The following is a 16,119-nucleotide window of genomic DNA, read 5'->3' on the forward strand; positions in this document are numbered from 1 at the left end:
ATGATGACGAAAGTGCGTTTTACCGTTGCTTATGACGGAACAGGATTCTGCGGCTGGCAGAAACAAAAACCCGAGGACCAGATTTCGGTCGCTCAGGTGATCGAAGAGGCCTTGTCCAAGGTCTTCAATGAAAAAATCACCCTGTTTGCTTCCGGGCGCACAGACGCCGGGGTTCATGCCCTGAACCAAGTTTGCCACTTTTCTACGCATCGCAAGATTGATCCGAGTAAGAAATGGGACCTGTGCTGGGCTTTGAATTCCCACTTGCCCCCGAGCATCGTGGCTAAAAAAGCCTGGATTGCCCCGGATGATTTCCATGCGACTTTGTCGGCGACCCATAAAACGTATCGCTATCTAATAGTGAATAAACCCCGTCCCAGCGCTCATTTGAATCGCTATGCGGACTGGGTGCGCCTGCCCATTAATATCGAACATTTGCAGGAAAGTTCTAAATATCTCTTGGGAAATCAAGACTTTAAGAGCTTTCAATCGGTCGGAACCCCGGTTCCGGATACGGTTCGCGAGATTTACAGAGCGGATTGGGAGTGGCGTAAGCCCGGTGTCATGCAGTTCACGATCACCGGCAGCGGCTTTTTAAAGCAGATGGTGCGAAATATTGTGGGGACCTCAATGTTTTTGGAACGCAAAGGCCTGGCTCCGTCCACGATGAAGGACATTATTGCGGCTCAAGACCGCATGAAAGCCGGTCCGCCGGCCCCCGCGCAGGGCCTGTACTTGATGAAGGTTTATTATCCTCAGGACCTTGACATTAGGTGCCTAGAACTTTAAAACATCCCTTCCCGCAAAATAGTGTAAGAGCCCGTTGTTAAACTCAAACATATTTTTGCCGAGCAGACGGACGGTAAAACCGGCTGTTCAAAATGAAACTGGAGACTCTAATGAAGACTTTCAATGCTAAGGCAGATGAAGTTGAAAGAAAATGGTGGATTGTCGATGCCGCTGGCCAAAAAGTTGGTCGTGTAGCTACTCATGTTGCGACTATCCTTCGTGGTAAAAACAAAGCTATCTACACTCCGAACGTTGATACTGGCGATTTCGTAATCGTTATCAACACGGACAAGATGGAGCTTTCTGGAACTAAGTGGCAGGATAAGAAGTACTATTCTCACACTCGCTTCTTCGGTTCTATGAAAGAGATGACAGCAGCTCAAGCGAAAGAGAAAGATTCTACTTTCATCATTCACGAAGCTGTTCGCGGTATGCTTCCAACAAACAAGCTATCCCGTCATGTTATCATGAAAATGAAGACATACACTGGTGCTGAGCATCCTCATGCTGCTCAAAAGCCGGCTCTTTTCACCCTTCCATCTAAGAAATAATCGGAGATAGAAAATGGCAGCAGCTGATAAATTCTATTATGCAACTGGAAGAAGAAAAACAAGCGCAGCGCGTGTTTTCCTTAAGCCTGGTAAAGGCACTATCACAATCAACGGTAAAAAATCTGAAGATTATTTGACTCGTATGCAATCCCGCATGGTGATTGTACAGCCTCTTGATCTTTTGAACCAAATCGGCAAATTCGACGCAAAAATCACTGTAGCAGGTGGTGGTGAGTCTGGACAAGCTGGTGCGATCCGTTTGGGTATCACTCGTGCTTTGATCGCTTTCAATCCTGAATTCAAAGGGATCTTGAAGAAAGCTGGATTCGTTACACGTGATCCTCGTATGGTTGAGCGTAAAAAATACGGTAAAGCAGGTGCACGCCGTAGATTCCAATACTCCAAGCGTTAATTTGCTCGGACGCATTCTTTCGAGAATTGCGAATGGAAGAAAAAAGGGAGCTTTCGAGCTCCCTTTTTTTTATTCAAAATCTGTCTCTTTCAAGTTTCTTTGATCTTTCTAAATACTGCCTGTTTATAAGTCTCGTAGAATTGTAATTTTACTCTCATTGCAACGCTGTCATGCGGGTGCTAGTCCTCTATATGGGGGAGGGCGCTGCATGAAAAATGCTGTTGTCGGATTGTTGTTGTTCTTGGGATGTGTGGGGCATGCTCATCAGGCTTCCATGTATGTGGCGACTCCGAAAACTGTGGAAGAGCGTCTGGCCGAACTGGAAGCCAATCAAAACCTTCGATACTTCAATCTGTCGGGCTTTCTGATTTCCACTTACGATCATATTTCTGCTGAAGAAAAATATCCCGAAACTTTTGATAATCCGGATTTGCAGTATCTGCGTCTGCGTCTTTCGTTGAATGCGGATGCCGAGATCAATCCGCAGATTCGCGTCTATACACGACTGACCGCCACGAAGTTTATGAACAACTGGCGTTCCCAGGGCGGAGACCCCACATACATCCACGATGTGGAGGGTGTGTATTCCAATTCCGGTTCTTTGATATATCTGGAAAAAGCCTATGTCGATTTGTCCTGCCCTGAATCCGTTTGGACTTTGTCCGTGGGGCGATTGCCGACTGTGAACGGCAGCCCGGAGCATTTCTGGGACATGCTTCCAAGGCAGGGGACTTATCCGCTGCTGACCTTCGATGCGCCGTTGGACGGGGTTGCTGTCACCTTCCGCGCGGATCCTTATTTGCCCTTAAATCATGAGCTGGCGGTGCGTGTGCTGTACACGCCATTCACCGATGTCGTGTGGGGTGGAAACCGAAAATTCCTGCGTCCTCCAACGGATGATAGCAACGGCAGTATTCAAGTGGGCGACGACACCGAAACTTTGATTAACATGGGTTCGGTCCAGTTGGATTACACTTTGAAGAATCAGTCATGGACGGACGAGCTGGGCGCAATTCTTCAGTACTATAAAAGTGGACGCCTGCCTTTCTTCACGGGAACGGGGTCTTCTGATCTGAATATGCAGGGAGATGGCCTGACAGCACTGCTTGAGCTTAACAGCATTGCTCAGACCGCTGTGGATGTTTCGCTCAGTCACACTTACACCAACACGATCAGTGATGGATTGCTGGCTCCGGGTTTGGGCTTTGGAACAGATCAGGATTATGGAACGAACTACGGCAGCCTGACGTTGGTTTCCACGCGCTATCGTTTTTCAAATTGGGCGGTGGGTTTGGAATGGCTGACCAGTTCCGGTGTGCCGTTTTATTTTTCGGCCGCGCCCGAGGACCTGACAAGATTCTATTCAACCCCGGGTAACAGCGAACATCTGTATGTCACCACCAAGTGGATGAGTCTTGTGACTGTGCGTGCGGGCTATCGTCAGCAGAACTATTCGGCGATTCCGATCGGGTTTGGTCCGGTGCAAAGCACGGATCGTGTTTTGAAAACTTATTACCTCAGTCTAAGAACGGACTTCTGATGAGTGGGGTTATGATTTTCTTTTCAATGCTTGTGATGACATTCGTGGTTCTGGGGCCTGCGTCGGCCTATGCCGGCAAGGTCGAGTCCATTCAGGAAGTCATTGTCCAGGAGTGCAAGAAAAAGATCAGCTATGAAGAAGCGCTGTCTTTGATTCGTCCGTTGTATCTGACGTGTGTGCCGGGAACGAAAGTGACCGTGTACGACAGCTGTCAGGTCAAGTGTCTGAAGTCCAACGCCGGTGCCGTCATCGGACGATAAAAAAAACGCCTCTTGCGAGGCGCTTTTCATTTCATCTTGAAAGCTCTGTTAAGAACAGATTACTTCGTGCAAGACAATGGGTAGATGTTACCGTTAGCAGCCAGGAAGCCACCGAAAGTGCCATCAGACTCAAGGCTCAGACCCAAGAAACCAGTGTTAGTGATAACACCGTCAACTTGAGAGGACTTTTCAGTCAAAGCCAACAGGTTCAGGAAACCGTTCTGAAGTTGTTGAGCAATCGTGCCTTTGTCCATCTGAGAGAAGAACACAGCAGATTTAGTGCGCTCATTCAGGTTAACCATTACGAAGTCAGCGGACTGATCATCAGCCAAATCAACTGCCAAAGTAACAGCGTTAGTTTCGGAAGGAACAACACAAGTCATGATTCTTGAGTCTGCCATCGCGGAAGAACCCATCAGAATCATCGCAGCCATAACAAGCTTTTTCATTAAAACCTCCTATAAGGTGAACGGGGGGAGGCTATTTCAGTGTCCTAGACCATGCAATGCAAATGCATCGCACTATTTGTCTAGGCTCTGCGGGCAAAGTTCCACATTGGACGCAAGCTGGTCCTAGTACTAAGTCTTAAGTGCTCTGATTTAAAGGACTTATTCGTATTTATTAGATTATTCTTAGTGTTAACGAAATTTTGCATAAGGAACATCTGTGAAGAGCTTGATTTCATCTTTGGTCGTCATCTTAGGTTGCCAAACTGTTTTTGCACAAGAGGCAGCAAAACCCACCACTCCCGAAGCGGCTCCAGCCGCGGCTTCCGCGGAGACTCCTGAAAAAGCTGAGAAAAAAGAGACGGAGTTCACACGGCCTCTGTTCTTCTCAGTGATGGATCAAGAGCTGAAAATAAAAAATCCAGTGGTCGAATATGACCTGAAAAAGTCCAAGGGAAAACAGCTTGATGTGGGCGGCCTAGTTTTCGACAACCAATCCCTTGCTGCGAAGGTTGAAACGAACACCCTGAATCTGACATGGAATCATGAACTGGTTCCCGGCGGTGAAGTGTCGGTGATCAGCCAGCAGGGGAAAGAGCTGTGGAAACAGCCGGTAAAAGGAACAGGCACCTGGTCCTATGCCGGAATCAATGAAAGCAAAGGCCCTCAATGGAAAGACGGCGAACGTTTCCGTTTCTGTCTGCGTGCTGAAGCCGGCAAAGGTTATTCCAGCATCTGTTCCCAGTGGTACGGGGTGGAAATCAAAGAAGGCAACGTACAAATTGGTGTGACCAAATCTGAAGCCAGCCCGCGTGTGATCTTCCAAAATGAAGAAAAGAAACTGCAAGGGGCCGAAGAAGTTGCGGTGGGAACTCCGGTGCAGTTCCTGGCGACACTGGATTCTGATGCGACTTATGAATTCGTTTCTGAACCGGTGGCTCCGGTGATTCGTGACATGATCGAATCTGAAAAGAAAGCCGGTGATGTGACCCTGACTGGTGATCTGCCCAAGCCTTTGAAGCTGGAATCTGAAAACGTGCTTGGTGAAGACTATGGTTCTGTGACCAGGATGCTGGGCTTTGAAAGCACGATCGGGGCCCGCGCGGATATGTGGCAGGCTGATGTGACTCAGAAAAATGCCCGTCTGGTGTTGCCGGGGAAATCCGGCGGGGTGTTTGTCTATAATCTGGAGATCTCTGAACCGCCTCGACAGAAGGACCGCCGCTTTATTTCAACCCGTGCGCTGAAGGGCACTTATCTTTCAAAGGATCAGATGCCGGTTCGTGATGTTGAAGACAACGTGACGGTCTGGAATTTTGAAACTCCTCAGAAGTTTGCCATGAACACGGCGACTTTGGATGTGCCAGGTGAAAAAGCCACGCACAAATCTTATTTTGAAATCTATCGCGCTGGTGCCGGCGAAGCCAGCTTGCGTCTGACTGGCGTTGTGACCAGTGAATCTGACTATGTGGTTCTGGGTGAAGGTCACGTTTCCTGGTGGTTTAATGATTTGTTTGGCTGGCAGAACTACTGGCTGTCCAAACAGCGCTGGGGTGTCAGTGCGAAATACTTCACGTCCCTGACGAATCTGCCAGCATCCACTGCGGGCGGAAATTCTGAAGACGTGAAGCTGGCCGTGATGGATGCGGATCTGCGCTATCGCTTTACTCCGGGCCTGTGGGAAAAAGATGAAACCGTGGGTCTGATTGTGGCATACGAGGCGATGACTTTGGGGGACAACAATGTGCCGAAGATCGGTGCGGGTTTGTTCTGGGCGCGCTCCATGCCGCGCGCGATTGATTACTGGTTCTCGAAAATCCCGTTCATGAACTATCCAAAATGGGTGGACATGGAATTTATCAAGTATTTCTCTTCCACTGACAGCGATATCACTTTGGGTGATGACTATGTGCTGAACTTCCACGGGAAGGTGTTGTGGACTCCGCGCTTCTTCGGTGAAGCCGGATTTGGTTTGAAGAACTATTACTATGAAAAGAACTCTGACGGTTCCGGCGCAAAGCTAACCACTTTCTATGGAACTGTTGGATTGGGTGTGAACTTCTAATCTGCGGGAAGAATGAAAAAGAAGCTGACCTTTGTCCATTTATTCCTGCTGAATCAGCTGGTGACAACCCTGGTGCTTTTAACGGTACTGGGGGTCTATGGCACGCATCTTTTCATTCAAGAGCAGCGCGCGATCCGGGAGCGCATGGAGCCGGCTTCGGCCCGCGAAGTGGACCGGATCAACAATGACTTTGCCACGCTGGAAGCCAACGTTCAGCGCTTGAAAAGCATGGTTGAACTTTTCGATGTGATGCCCAAGGGCACGCGGGTTGAAAAGTTCCGCCAGTTCGCTTCGGCGACTATCGCCAGTCACAGTACACAGTTTAACGCCTGGGTCGCTTTAGGGCCCCGTCTGGCGCGGGAATACATGGGACGTGAATCCTATGTCTATGTTGTTCACCGCGATTATTCCCTGTTTGCCAATCCCAAATACAATGAACCCTCCACCTTCGTGGCGGAAGTGTTTACCGAACCCGGTTACGACAAGGATCCGGATGTTCAGTGGTGGTGGATGAACGAAAAGAATTCCGGGGTGAACTATTCGGATTTCTATTTCGACAAGGGCTACATGGAAAAGATCATGTTCAGCACCTCCACCGGAATTTTTAACAATGCCGGAAAACTTGAAGCCGTGGTGGGAATCGACACCCTGGCCGGGGACATCGCCCATCGCCTGGGGATCTTCAAGCTAGGTGAAACCGGGGGTGCTTTGATCGTGGATGAACACGGTCGCCCGGTGCTGCCGTTGATCGCCAAAGACACGCCGGTGCTGGGCTTTAAATATCTGCGTGCCATGAATCAGGATGAATTCAAGGCGATGCCCAAGATTTCGCAAAAAGTTTTTAATATTCAGAATCAGCGCCAGCTTCAGGATTTCCCCGGTTCGGACGGCAAGACTTATCTGACGTATTCCCGTTCGATCAAAGGCAAGCCATGGCATCTGGTGATCTATCAGGAAAAGTCCGAAGCTTATTCCGGCTTGTACTTCCGTTTGTTCTTCTTTGGTTTTGTGGCCTTGGTGGCCTATGTGGTTTTCACCCTGATGGTGTGGATGACCGGAAAGTACGTGATCGCGCAGGATAAAGAGGCGTTGGCCCGCCTGCAGGATTCACGTGACCGCGCCGAAGCCGCAACACGTGCCAAGTCCCTGTTCCTTTCAACCATGAGTCATGAAATCCGCACGCCGCTGAATGCGATGCTGGGTTCGGCGGAACTTTTGAATGAAACGCATTTGAATTTCGAACAAAAAGAACTTCTGATTTCCTTGCAAAGTGCGGGGGATACCCTGCTGAGCATGCTTAACAATATCCTGGACTTCTCGAAGTTTGAATCAGGCCGTATGCAGCTTGAAAGCCGGGAATTCCTGCTGAGTGATCTGGTGCGCGAAGTGCAGGCTTTGATCAGCACATCCATCCTGCGCAAAAATCTGCAGTTCACTTTTCATCCTCCCGAACATGACCGTTTGATTGTCGGGGATTCTTTGCGCCTGAAGCAGGTGTTGATGAATCTTCTGGGGAATGCGGTCAAGTTCACCGATCGGGGTGGGATTGAATTGACGGTGCAGCCTTATCCGGGAAAAGAGCCGGGTAAAGAAACCATCTTCTTTGAGGTGAAGGACACCGGCATCGGTATCGCCAAAGAAAACCTGAAAAAAGTCTTTGATGAATTCGGGCAGGAGGATTCATCGGTCACCCGTCGCTTCGGGGGCACCGGACTGGGGTTAAGCATTTCACAAAAGATTGTGCAGTTGATGGGTGGAGAGCTTTACTGTGAAAGCCGCCAGTTCGTGGGATCACGTTTTCATTTCTCGGTGCAAGTGACTTCGAGCCGGGCCGAGCTGTGGAGCACGCGCTTTAATCTGGAAATGACGCCGCCACCACAGGTCGTGCGCCAGGGGACCGACGCCGGTCGAAAAAGCATCCTGATTGTGGATGACATGGAAGAAAATCACACGCTGTTGAAGGCTTATATCAAGCGCCTGGATTATGTGACCACTGATTCAGCTTACAACGGCTATGAGTGCCTGGAGCTGTGGGAGGTGGGTCATTACGATATGATCTTTATGGATGTGCAGATGCCGAAGATGTCGGGTCTGGACACGATCCGAAAGCTGCGTGAAATCGAGCGGGCCCGGGGCCTGCGCCGTACGCCGGTGGTGGTGATTTCCGCCAACAGCTTTACTGAAGACATTGAAAAAAGCCTTATGGCCGGGGCGGACCAGCACTGTGGCAAGCCCGTGCGCAAACAGACCGTTCTGGAAATCGTTCAAAAATACTGCGCTGAAGACATCAAAACAGCCCCTGCAAACTCTTAAGACAGCGTTAAGTTTCTAACAGCTTATCCCGATATTACGAAGGTCCGAGCGCGGAACGGATCTTGCCTCTATTCATTATGAAACGGGCAAACAGGGGGAATTCATGACTAAACGTTTGGCACTGCTGACCGGGACTGTGTGTCTCATTCTGGGATTCCAGAACTGCAGTCAGAACTCGCTTCAGACATCTGAAATGGCATCATTGAATGATGTTTCTGTGGCGCTTCCTCCATCCGGTGGTGGTGATTCCGCAAACACTCCCGCCAAAGTCACTTATGTTGAAATTCCCAATGTGTCTGACACCGTGGTTGAAGGCGTTGCTGCCAAAGCCAGTGAGCTGGGTCAGTATCGACTGGTGATTGCGACCGATTCAGGCCGCATTCAGCTGGTGGATGAAGTGAACACGGTGATTCAGGAACGCTGCCTGTCTGCGGGCAGTCTGTCGGAACTGAAAACAATCCTGAGCGGTTCTTCCGTGTGCGCGGCACCGGTGAAATCAGCAGACATGTGCGCGATGAGATACAAGCCGGCGTATGCGTCTTTGTATGCCAATGAAACCCGTGTGAATCTGGGTGAAGAAAAGGATTCCTGCGGGACAGGCCTGAAGGATCTGTGTGGAGGCCTGGCAGATGTGTTCCAGGCCTATGTTTCCCACGTTCGTAACAACTGGACAGCGATGAACTGCGAATAAGTAGATAAAGAAAAAGGGCCCCAAGGGCCCTTTTTTTTGGTCTTAAAGACCCAGCATGGATTTCACTTTGCCGAAGGCTTCGTTCAGTTGCGCACGGTTTGGTGCCGCCCCTTGAGCAAAGTCCGGACGACCGCCACCTTTGCCACCCATAACACCAGCAACTTCCTTCAGAAGATCACCGGCTTTTGTTTCGCCGGAAATTTCTTTCGATACGCTGACGATGATTGGATGACTGCCGTCACCCTGGCCGACAACAACCACGATGCCGGACTGGATTTTATTTTTTAAGTGATCAGTGACTTCCGCCAGAACCTGACGGTCATCCAATGGAACATCCGCCAGAACCAGTTTCGCAGAAGCGCCGGCCTTGGTTTTGAAGGTCAGTGCGTTGGCTGCCAGGTCATCCACATTCACCTGACCGCCCTGAAGCTTCTTCATTTCCTTTTCAAGCTGCTTCACCTGATCTTTCAGGGACTCCACACGATTTGCCAAAGTGGCATTTTCACCGGTGGTTTCCAGATGCTTGATGTAGTGCGGGCTTTTTTGGAAGCCGGCAGCAGCCAAAGCATCATCCAGATGGCTCACAGCGCTCATCATGTAAGAAACAGCGTTGTCAGCCGTAATGGCCTCGATACGGCGAACACCCGAGCTGACGCCCGCTTCTGAAACGACTTTGAACAGACGGATTTCAGAAGTGTTCTTCACGTGAGTACCGCCGCAAAGCTCGCAAGAGAAATCACCCATGGTCAGTACACGCACGTCGCTCGCATATTTTTCACCGAACAATGCCATCGCGCCTTTTTCAAGGGCTGCCTTGTGGGACATCATCTCGGTTTGCACCGGATTGCCGCGGGCGATCTGTTCGTTCACCAGGTCTTCAATTTTTTTGATTTCTTCAGAAGAAACCGGTTTGTTGTGAGTAAAGTCGAAACGGGTTTTCTGGGAATCAACCAAAGAACCGGCCTGAGTCACGTGAGTGCCCAGAACCTTGCGCAAAGCCGCGTGCAACAAGTGAGTTGCAGAGTGGTTGGCCGCAGTGTTGCGTCTTTCGACTGGATCCACACCCGTGACAACCGCCGTGCCCACCTTGAAGGAACCGTGTTCGATTTCAACGTGGTGAAGGACGATATCGTCGATTTTAGTGGTGTTGATCACGCGGGCACGGTTGGTGTCCTGCATGATGTAACCCACGTCGCCGGACTGGCCGCCGCCTTCACCATAGAAAGTGGTCGCATTCAGAATCATCAGACCGGTGTCGCCGGTTTTCAGTTCCTGAACTTCGGCCTGACCATTTGAAAGACCCATGACTTTACCGTCGCCGATTGTTCCTTCATAGCCCAGGAAGGTCACAGATTTGCCGGACTGAAGATAGTCTTTCGCAAATTTGATCATGTGCGCTTCATCAGCACCCATGGATTTGCCTTTCCAGCTGGCTTTGGATTTTGCGCGGTTGTCTTCCATTTCCTTTTCAAACGCGGCCTCGTTCACTTCGATGCCTTGTTCGTTGGCGATCACGCGGGTCAAGTCCGCAGGGAAGCCGTAAGTGTCATACATGCGGAAGACAACTTCGCCCGAAAGCTCTTTGATGCCTTTGGATTTCGCTTTTTTCAGCTCGTCTTCGAGGATCGTGGTGCCTTTGTCCAAAGTGGCGATGAAGCGGTCTTCTTCGTCACGGATGGTGTTCAGGATATGATCGCGGCGGGTCTTAAGTTCCGGATAAATAGAGCCCATGCTTTCGATCAAAGCTTCCGCCATGCCGGGCAGGAAGGATTTGTCGGCAGAAAGCTTGCGACCGTAACGGATCGCACGTCGCATGATACGGCGAAGAACGTAACCACGGCCTTCATTGGACGGCAACGCGCCGTCTGCAATCAGGAAGGAAGTGGAGCGGCAGTGATCCGCAAGTACGCGAAGAGCAGAAGTGATTTCAGCTGCCGCCGGATTTTTCGCCAGAACTTCTTTGTCAGAGATGTATTCGATATTGCCGATCTTGCACGCCAGCTGAATCATCGGCTGGAACAGATCCGTGTCGTAGTTGTTGAACACGCCCTGCATGGCTGCGGACATACGCTCCAGACCACCACCGGTGTCGACAGATGGCTTTGGCAACGGAGTCAAAGTGCCCGGAGGATTTTCGAAGTACTGCATGAACACCAGATTCCAGATTTCCACGAAGCGGTCTTCACCGGCTTCGATGCCTTTGAATGGATCAGAAATGGTGCCGGCTTTCGGGCCGTGATCATAGAAGATCTCGGTGCAAGGGCCGCAAGGACCGGTGTCGCCCATTTTCCAGAAGTTGTCTTTGTCGAAACGGAAGATGCGATCGCGCGGAACGCCTTCCTGGTTGTGCCAGATGTCGGCGGCCTCATCGTCAGAGATGTGCACGGTCACATAAAGCTTTTCTTTTGGAATCGCCAGTTCCTTTGTCAGGAATTCCCATGCAAAGTGAATGGCGTCTTTTTTGAAATAGTCACCGAAAGAGAAATTCCCCACCATCTCAAAGAAAGTGTGGTGACGGGCTGTGAAGCCCACGTTTTCAAGGTCATTATGCTTGCCACCAGCGCGCACGCACTTTTGGGAGCTGACTGCACGGGTATAGTCACGCTTCTCAAGACCCAGGAACGTGTTCTTGAACTGATTCATGCCGGCGTTGGCGAAAAGCAACGTGGGATCATTTTCAGGAATCAGGGAAGAGGACGGAACCGCTTTGTGTCCGTTCTTCTCAAAGTATTTGATAAAGGCGTTTCTGATCTCAGAGCTTTTCATAAATAACCTTTCTTACGGTCTCAGAATCGAATCCACGGGAAGCCAGCAACCGGCCCACTCGGGCTTTTTCATCTCGGGAAAACTTGTGGTCTTCGTCGTACTTATTTTTGACAATCGCCAGCGCCTTTTCAAGCTCCAAAGCACGATCTGTCTCAACAGCGGGAAGACCTTTTTCCTTCAGGTAGTTGTTGATGTAATAGATGCCCTTGTTGCGGCGATGAAGCATGTCAGCCAAGCGATGGGCCAGGTCGACGGGGTCGCCCAGCCAGCGGTTGTCTTTGGCAAACTCAATCGCCTCGTCGATGATATCCCCCACGTCCTCTTCGTCCGAGAACTTCTCTTTCAGTTTGGTGCGAAGTTCTTTTTCGGAATGGTCCCGCCGCGCGATCATGTCCATGACCTTTTTCTTGGCGTACTGACGGGTTTTGAGGGGATCTTTCTCTCGGGACATAGGGGAAATTAATACCCCGTTTTTTAAGCCTTGCGAAGGATAATTTCAGTCAGTTCGCAATAAGTTCCCAGACGCAGTTGCGGCCCCCAGTAACCGGTTCCCTGATTGACATAGAGCTGCATATTTCCCAGGCGGTACAACCCCTTGGCATAGCGTTCAAAGAACACAATCAGCCAGTTCCACGGGAAGAACTGTCCGCCATGGGTGTGCCCGGAAAGCTGCAAGTCCACCCCCAGCTTTTCCACATGCGGGGCCAGTGAAGGCTGGTGGGACAGCAGAATCTTGAAAGCCCCCGGGCGCAGCTGGTGGGCGACCTTTTCCAGTTCCGGACCTTCCTGGCGGAAGTGCAGGGCGGCGGGGTCGGGAATGCCGGCGATCTGCAGTTCGGCTTTGCCAAAGTTCAGGGTGGCGGTCTGGTTGATCAGCACCTGGAACCCCAGGGACCGGAAAGCCTGAAGCCCTTTTGGGGCATCCCAATAGTATTCGTGATTTCCGGGGACATAAAAGATCCCATGGGTGGCGCGCATCTGTTTCAGGATTTCAAATTCGCGCTGATGTTTTTCAACGAAGCTGTCCAGAATGTCGCCGGTAAAGACGACCATATCCGGTTTCATTGCATTGACCTGATCGACCAGCTTTTGCACCAGACGCAGAGGCAGGCTGGGGCTGATGTGCAAGTCAGTGATGTGGACGATACGCAGACCTTCCAATTCATACGGCAGGTTGGCAAAACTGATCGGCATGACTTTGGCGCGGGCTCCACGGCGGACAATGGCGTTACCCACAGCAACCATCACCACCGGCAGTCCCATCAGGGCCGCAGTGGCTTGTGAGCTGTAAAGCACGTCCAGAGAAATCCAAGTGCCGGTCACCTTATCCGTAAAAGCCAGCAGGTCCCGCAAAATCACCAGCGTGATCAGAAAATTGATATAAGCCATGACGGTGAGGGAACCGTTCAAAAGACGATCCCGCCATGGATTGACGTCCAGCTTTTTTTCTTTCCAGAAGAACAGGAATGTTCCAATCACCAAAGCAAATAGGAATGCGAGGAGGCTAACAATCAAAGTTGTTCCCTGCCACGAAAAATCCGTAAAGCGGGTCAACTGATGAGAGACATAGACGAAGATCGCAAGAATGAGTGTGCTGGCAACAGTACGAAAAATTCCCATGCATTTTTTTATCATGGTTGGCTTGTGCTTGCACAGTCCAATGTAGAAACACAGATCGGCGAGTCGAGGAACAAATGCTAATCTTGGAAAGTCGCGGGAGGTTTGTATGAGTTTTCGTAATGAATTTGAGCAGGCGAGGGACTTTCTGATTCTGCACCGTTCAGACTATAAACACGCCTACAGCCAATTCCGCTGGCCCCGCTTTGATGATTTCAACTGGGCCCTGGATTATTTCGATCCCATGGCCGAGGGCAATTCCAAGATCGGTTTGTGGCTGGTCGACGAAGTGGGACATGAAAAGAAGTTCAGTTTCAGCGAAATTTCCAAACGCTCAAACCAGGTCGCAAACTTTATGCGGGCCCGGGGATTACAAAAGGGCGATTCGGTTTTTCTTTTGATAGAAAACGACGTGGCCCTGTGGGAGATCATGCTTGCCGCCATGAAAATCGGCGCGGTGATCGTTCCGAACAATCCCCTACTGTCCCAGCAGGAGCTTACGGATCGTTTGAACCGTGAAAAGATCAAGATGATTGCCACGACCAAATCCCATACGGAAAAATTTGATGTGACATCTTCCGGAGTGATTTCGGTCGTGGTGGATGCCGAGATGGAAGGCTGGCTCTTTTATCCGGAAGTTTATAAAGAAAGCGCCGAGTTCGAAGTCACTGAACGCACCAAAGCCATCGATCCGCTGTTTCGCTATTTCACATCTTCCAGCAGTGTGAAGCCCAAGCTGGTGGAACACAGTCATGCCGGTTTTACCGTTGGGCATCTGTCCACCATGTACTGGATGGGTTTGCATCCCGGTGATGTGCATCTGGGAATCAATTCGGCAGGCTGGGCCATGCATGACTGGAATTCATTTATCGCGCCTTGGAATGCCGAGGCCACCATCTTTGTCTTTAAGGAAAAACGCTTCAACGCCAGTTTGATTCTGGATGTGCTGGATGAATATCCGATCACGTCATTCTGTGCTCCGCCGACGGTGTGGCGTTTGTTATGTCAGGAGGATCTGAAATCCTATGACGTTCATTTACGGGAAGCTTTAAGCACCGGGGAGCCTTTGACCGCGGATCTGATTTCGAAAGTGCATCAGGCGTGGGGTCTTTTCATTCGCGATGGTTATGGTCAGACCGAATCGGCCACTTTGATTGGGGTGCCGCCGGAAGAAAAAGACAGCTTTGGAACTTCCGGGAAAGCCTTGCCAGGATTCAAAATCGCGCTGCTTAACGATAAGGGTGAAGAGACCGACAGCGGGGAAATCTGTGTGGATATCTCGGACAACCCCTGGGGGTTAATGTCAGGACTGGATTCTTCACAAAAGTACTATCACACCGGAGATTCCGCGTACCTGGACAACATGGGGAACTTTACCTATTGCGACCGTATAGATGGTTTGTTTAAGTCCTCGGATTATCGGATCAGTCCTTTTGAAATTGAATTTGTCTTGAAAGAATTTCCTGCCATTCGCGAGGCGGTGGTGATTCCGAGTCCGGACCCGATTCGCGAAAATGTTCCGAAAGCGCTGATCACGGTCAGTAAGGGTGTTGAACCCAGCAAAGAGCTGGCTTTGGACATTATGAACTTTGCACGCATGCGTCTGTCTCCGTTCAAACGTATACGCAGGGTGGAGTTCATGGAAATTCCCAAGAACACTTCCGGTGAAGTGCTCCGCTCCGATTTGGTGAATTTGGAGCGTGAAAAAAGAAAACGTGGCGACAAAGCGCCTTATGAATTCTGGGAAGAGGATGCAAAGATCGTCATCCCTGACACGTGGGCGCAAGAACTGCCTTGAGTTTAGTCTTGTTACAAGACTGAAAGGGTGAGGCCTTCTTGTTCGTTCTTTGTTGAATCGCTGTTATGATTACAGTGTGAAAACACGGTTATTTATTTTACCAATCTTGATTCTTTGTTTCTCTATAATGGCGTCAGCAAAAGACTGCGGACGTCGCTTCCGCATTATTGTGAATAACTATGCGCCGCTGTTTGATGTGAACAATGAAGGTCACATCCATGGTTTGACATTCGAGTTCATGAATGAACTGTCGCTTCGTTTGGGTTGTGTTGTTTCGCAAGCGCCGATGGATGCTCCTCGCATGCATGATGACTTTAAAAACTGGCGCGCGGACATTGTGGGGTTGGTGATTCCTTCTGAAAAATTCCGTTCTTCAGGTGAATATGTTCCGGTGTATTCGACCGTTCGCAAGCTTCTGGTAAACAAAGCGTTTTATGATCCTGCACGCAGCATCGGTGATTATATCAAAGATGCCCGTATCAAATTCGGTGATCAGATCGGGACCAGATTCTTTTTAAAGCCGGAAGAAAAGAAAGAGCTTTTCGGCGCCGGTCGCATTGTCGAGTATCCAAGCCCTGCCACGGGCTATCGTCAGGTCAGCTCGGGCCGGGTGCAGGCGATGTTTACTTCGCCGGCTGTGTACAACTATTACCAAAAGGCGATTCCTGATTTTAATCAAAACGTCGTGGCCGTCCCGGATCCCAACTATGCAATGGAAGGCGGAATTTATCTTTCTTTAAGAAGAATTTCGAAGTCCGAGGCAGAGCAAATCAAAAAGGCCATCAGTGACATGAGAAAAGACGGCACTCTTCGCCGGATCGTCGCAAAATACGCCGCTGCTGAAGATATGGTTTATTATAAAGACCTTTAG

The 16,119-nt window shown here is 50.2% G+C and carries 14 protein-coding genes; 10 read left to right on the forward strand and 4 right to left on the reverse strand.

Annotation, left to right across the window (positions count from 1 at the left end):
* The 5 genes from truA (at window position 1) to BDT_RS02425 (ending at window position 3,552) form a co-directional block, all read left to right on the forward strand.
* Window positions 1-789, forward strand: a complete 789-nt coding sequence (gene truA, locus BDT_RS02405; RefSeq protein WP_015089670.1) for a tRNA pseudouridine(38-40) synthase TruA — start codon at window positions 1-3, stop codon at window positions 787-789.
* Window positions 790-899: 110 nt separating this feature from the next.
* Complete coding sequence (rplM, locus tag BDT_RS02410; RefSeq protein ID WP_015089671.1) at window positions 900-1,340, forward strand: 50S ribosomal protein L13; 441 nt, start codon at window positions 900-902, stop codon at window positions 1,338-1,340.
* Between the two features lie 13 nt (window positions 1,341-1,353).
* Window positions 1,354-1,752 carry a 30S ribosomal protein S9 gene (gene rpsI, locus BDT_RS02415; RefSeq protein WP_011163075.1) on the forward strand — a complete coding sequence of 133 codons (399 nt, stop codon included), beginning with the start codon at window positions 1,354-1,356 and terminating at the stop codon, window positions 1,750-1,752.
* A 208-nt stretch (window positions 1,753-1,960) separates the two neighbouring features.
* A complete protein-coding gene (locus BDT_RS02420; protein ID WP_015089674.1) occupies window positions 1,961-3,292 on the forward strand; it encodes a DUF3373 family protein in 1,332 nt (443 codons plus the stop codon).
* Between the two features lie 11 nt (window positions 3,293-3,303).
* Window positions 3,304-3,552, forward strand: coding sequence for a hypothetical protein (locus BDT_RS02425; RefSeq protein WP_235046232.1), 249 nt, complete (start codon window positions 3,304-3,306; stop codon window positions 3,550-3,552).
* Between the two features lie 59 nt (window positions 3,553-3,611).
* Here the strand turns inward: BDT_RS02425 and BDT_RS02430 are convergent, their stop codons facing one another.
* Window positions 3,612-4,001 carry a hypothetical protein gene (locus BDT_RS02430; RefSeq protein WP_015089676.1) on the reverse strand — a complete coding sequence of 130 codons (390 nt, stop codon included), beginning with the start codon at window positions 3,999-4,001 and terminating at the stop codon, window positions 3,612-3,614.
* Between the two features lie 217 nt (window positions 4,002-4,218).
* On the opposite strand from BDT_RS02430, the gene BDT_RS02435 reads away from it, so the two are divergent.
* From BDT_RS02435 to BDT_RS02445, 3 genes are all read left to right on the forward strand, one after another.
* Window positions 4,219-6,063, forward strand: coding sequence for a hypothetical protein (locus BDT_RS02435; RefSeq protein ID WP_015089677.1), 1,845 nt, complete (start codon window positions 4,219-4,221; stop codon window positions 6,061-6,063).
* Between the two features lie 12 nt (window positions 6,064-6,075).
* On the forward strand, window positions 6,076-8,376 hold the full coding sequence (locus tag BDT_RS02440; RefSeq protein WP_015089678.1) for a hybrid sensor histidine kinase/response regulator: 2,301 nt from the start codon (window positions 6,076-6,078) through the stop codon (window positions 8,374-8,376).
* A gap of 103 nt (window positions 8,377-8,479) precedes the next feature.
* Window positions 8,480-9,067 (forward strand): hypothetical protein, encoded by a 588-nt coding sequence (locus BDT_RS02445; protein WP_015089679.1) that lies wholly within the window; start codon window positions 8,480-8,482, stop codon window positions 9,065-9,067.
* Window positions 9,068-9,109: 42 nt separating this feature from the next.
* Here the strand turns inward: BDT_RS02445 and alaS are convergent, their stop codons facing one another.
* Genes alaS through BDT_RS02460 form a run of 3 tightly spaced genes read right to left on the reverse strand, consistent with a single transcriptional unit; the run spans window position 9,110 to window position 13,453 of the window.
* A complete protein-coding gene (gene alaS, locus BDT_RS02450; RefSeq protein ID WP_015089680.1) occupies window positions 9,110-11,833 on the reverse strand; it encodes an alanine--tRNA ligase in 2,724 nt (907 codons plus the stop codon).
* A complete protein-coding gene (locus tag BDT_RS02455) occupies window positions 11,820-12,284 on the reverse strand; it encodes a regulatory protein RecX (RefSeq protein WP_015089681.1) in 465 nt (154 codons plus the stop codon). Before BDT_RS02455 ends, alaS begins: the two co-directional genes overlap by 14 nt.
* Window positions 12,285-12,307: 23 nt before the next feature.
* A complete protein-coding gene (locus BDT_RS02460; protein ID WP_015089682.1) occupies window positions 12,308-13,453 on the reverse strand; it encodes a metallophosphoesterase in 1,146 nt (381 codons plus the stop codon).
* A gap of 106 nt (window positions 13,454-13,559) precedes the next feature.
* Here BDT_RS02460 and BDT_RS02465 point away from each other — a divergent pair, with 106 nt between their 5' ends.
* A complete protein-coding gene (locus BDT_RS02465) occupies window positions 13,560-15,248 on the forward strand; it encodes an AMP-binding protein (RefSeq protein ID WP_015089683.1) in 1,689 nt (562 codons plus the stop codon).
* 127 nt (window positions 15,249-15,375) lie between these two features.
* Entirely contained in the window at window positions 15,376-16,119 is a 744-nt protein-coding gene (locus tag BDT_RS02470; protein WP_015089684.1) for a substrate-binding periplasmic protein, read from the forward strand.

The sequence above is a fragment of the Bdellovibrio bacteriovorus str. Tiberius genome (genome assembly GCF_000317895.1).
Lineage (GTDB): Bacteria > Bdellovibrionota > Bdellovibrionia > Bdellovibrionales > Bdellovibrionaceae > Bdellovibrio > Bdellovibrio bacteriovorus_F.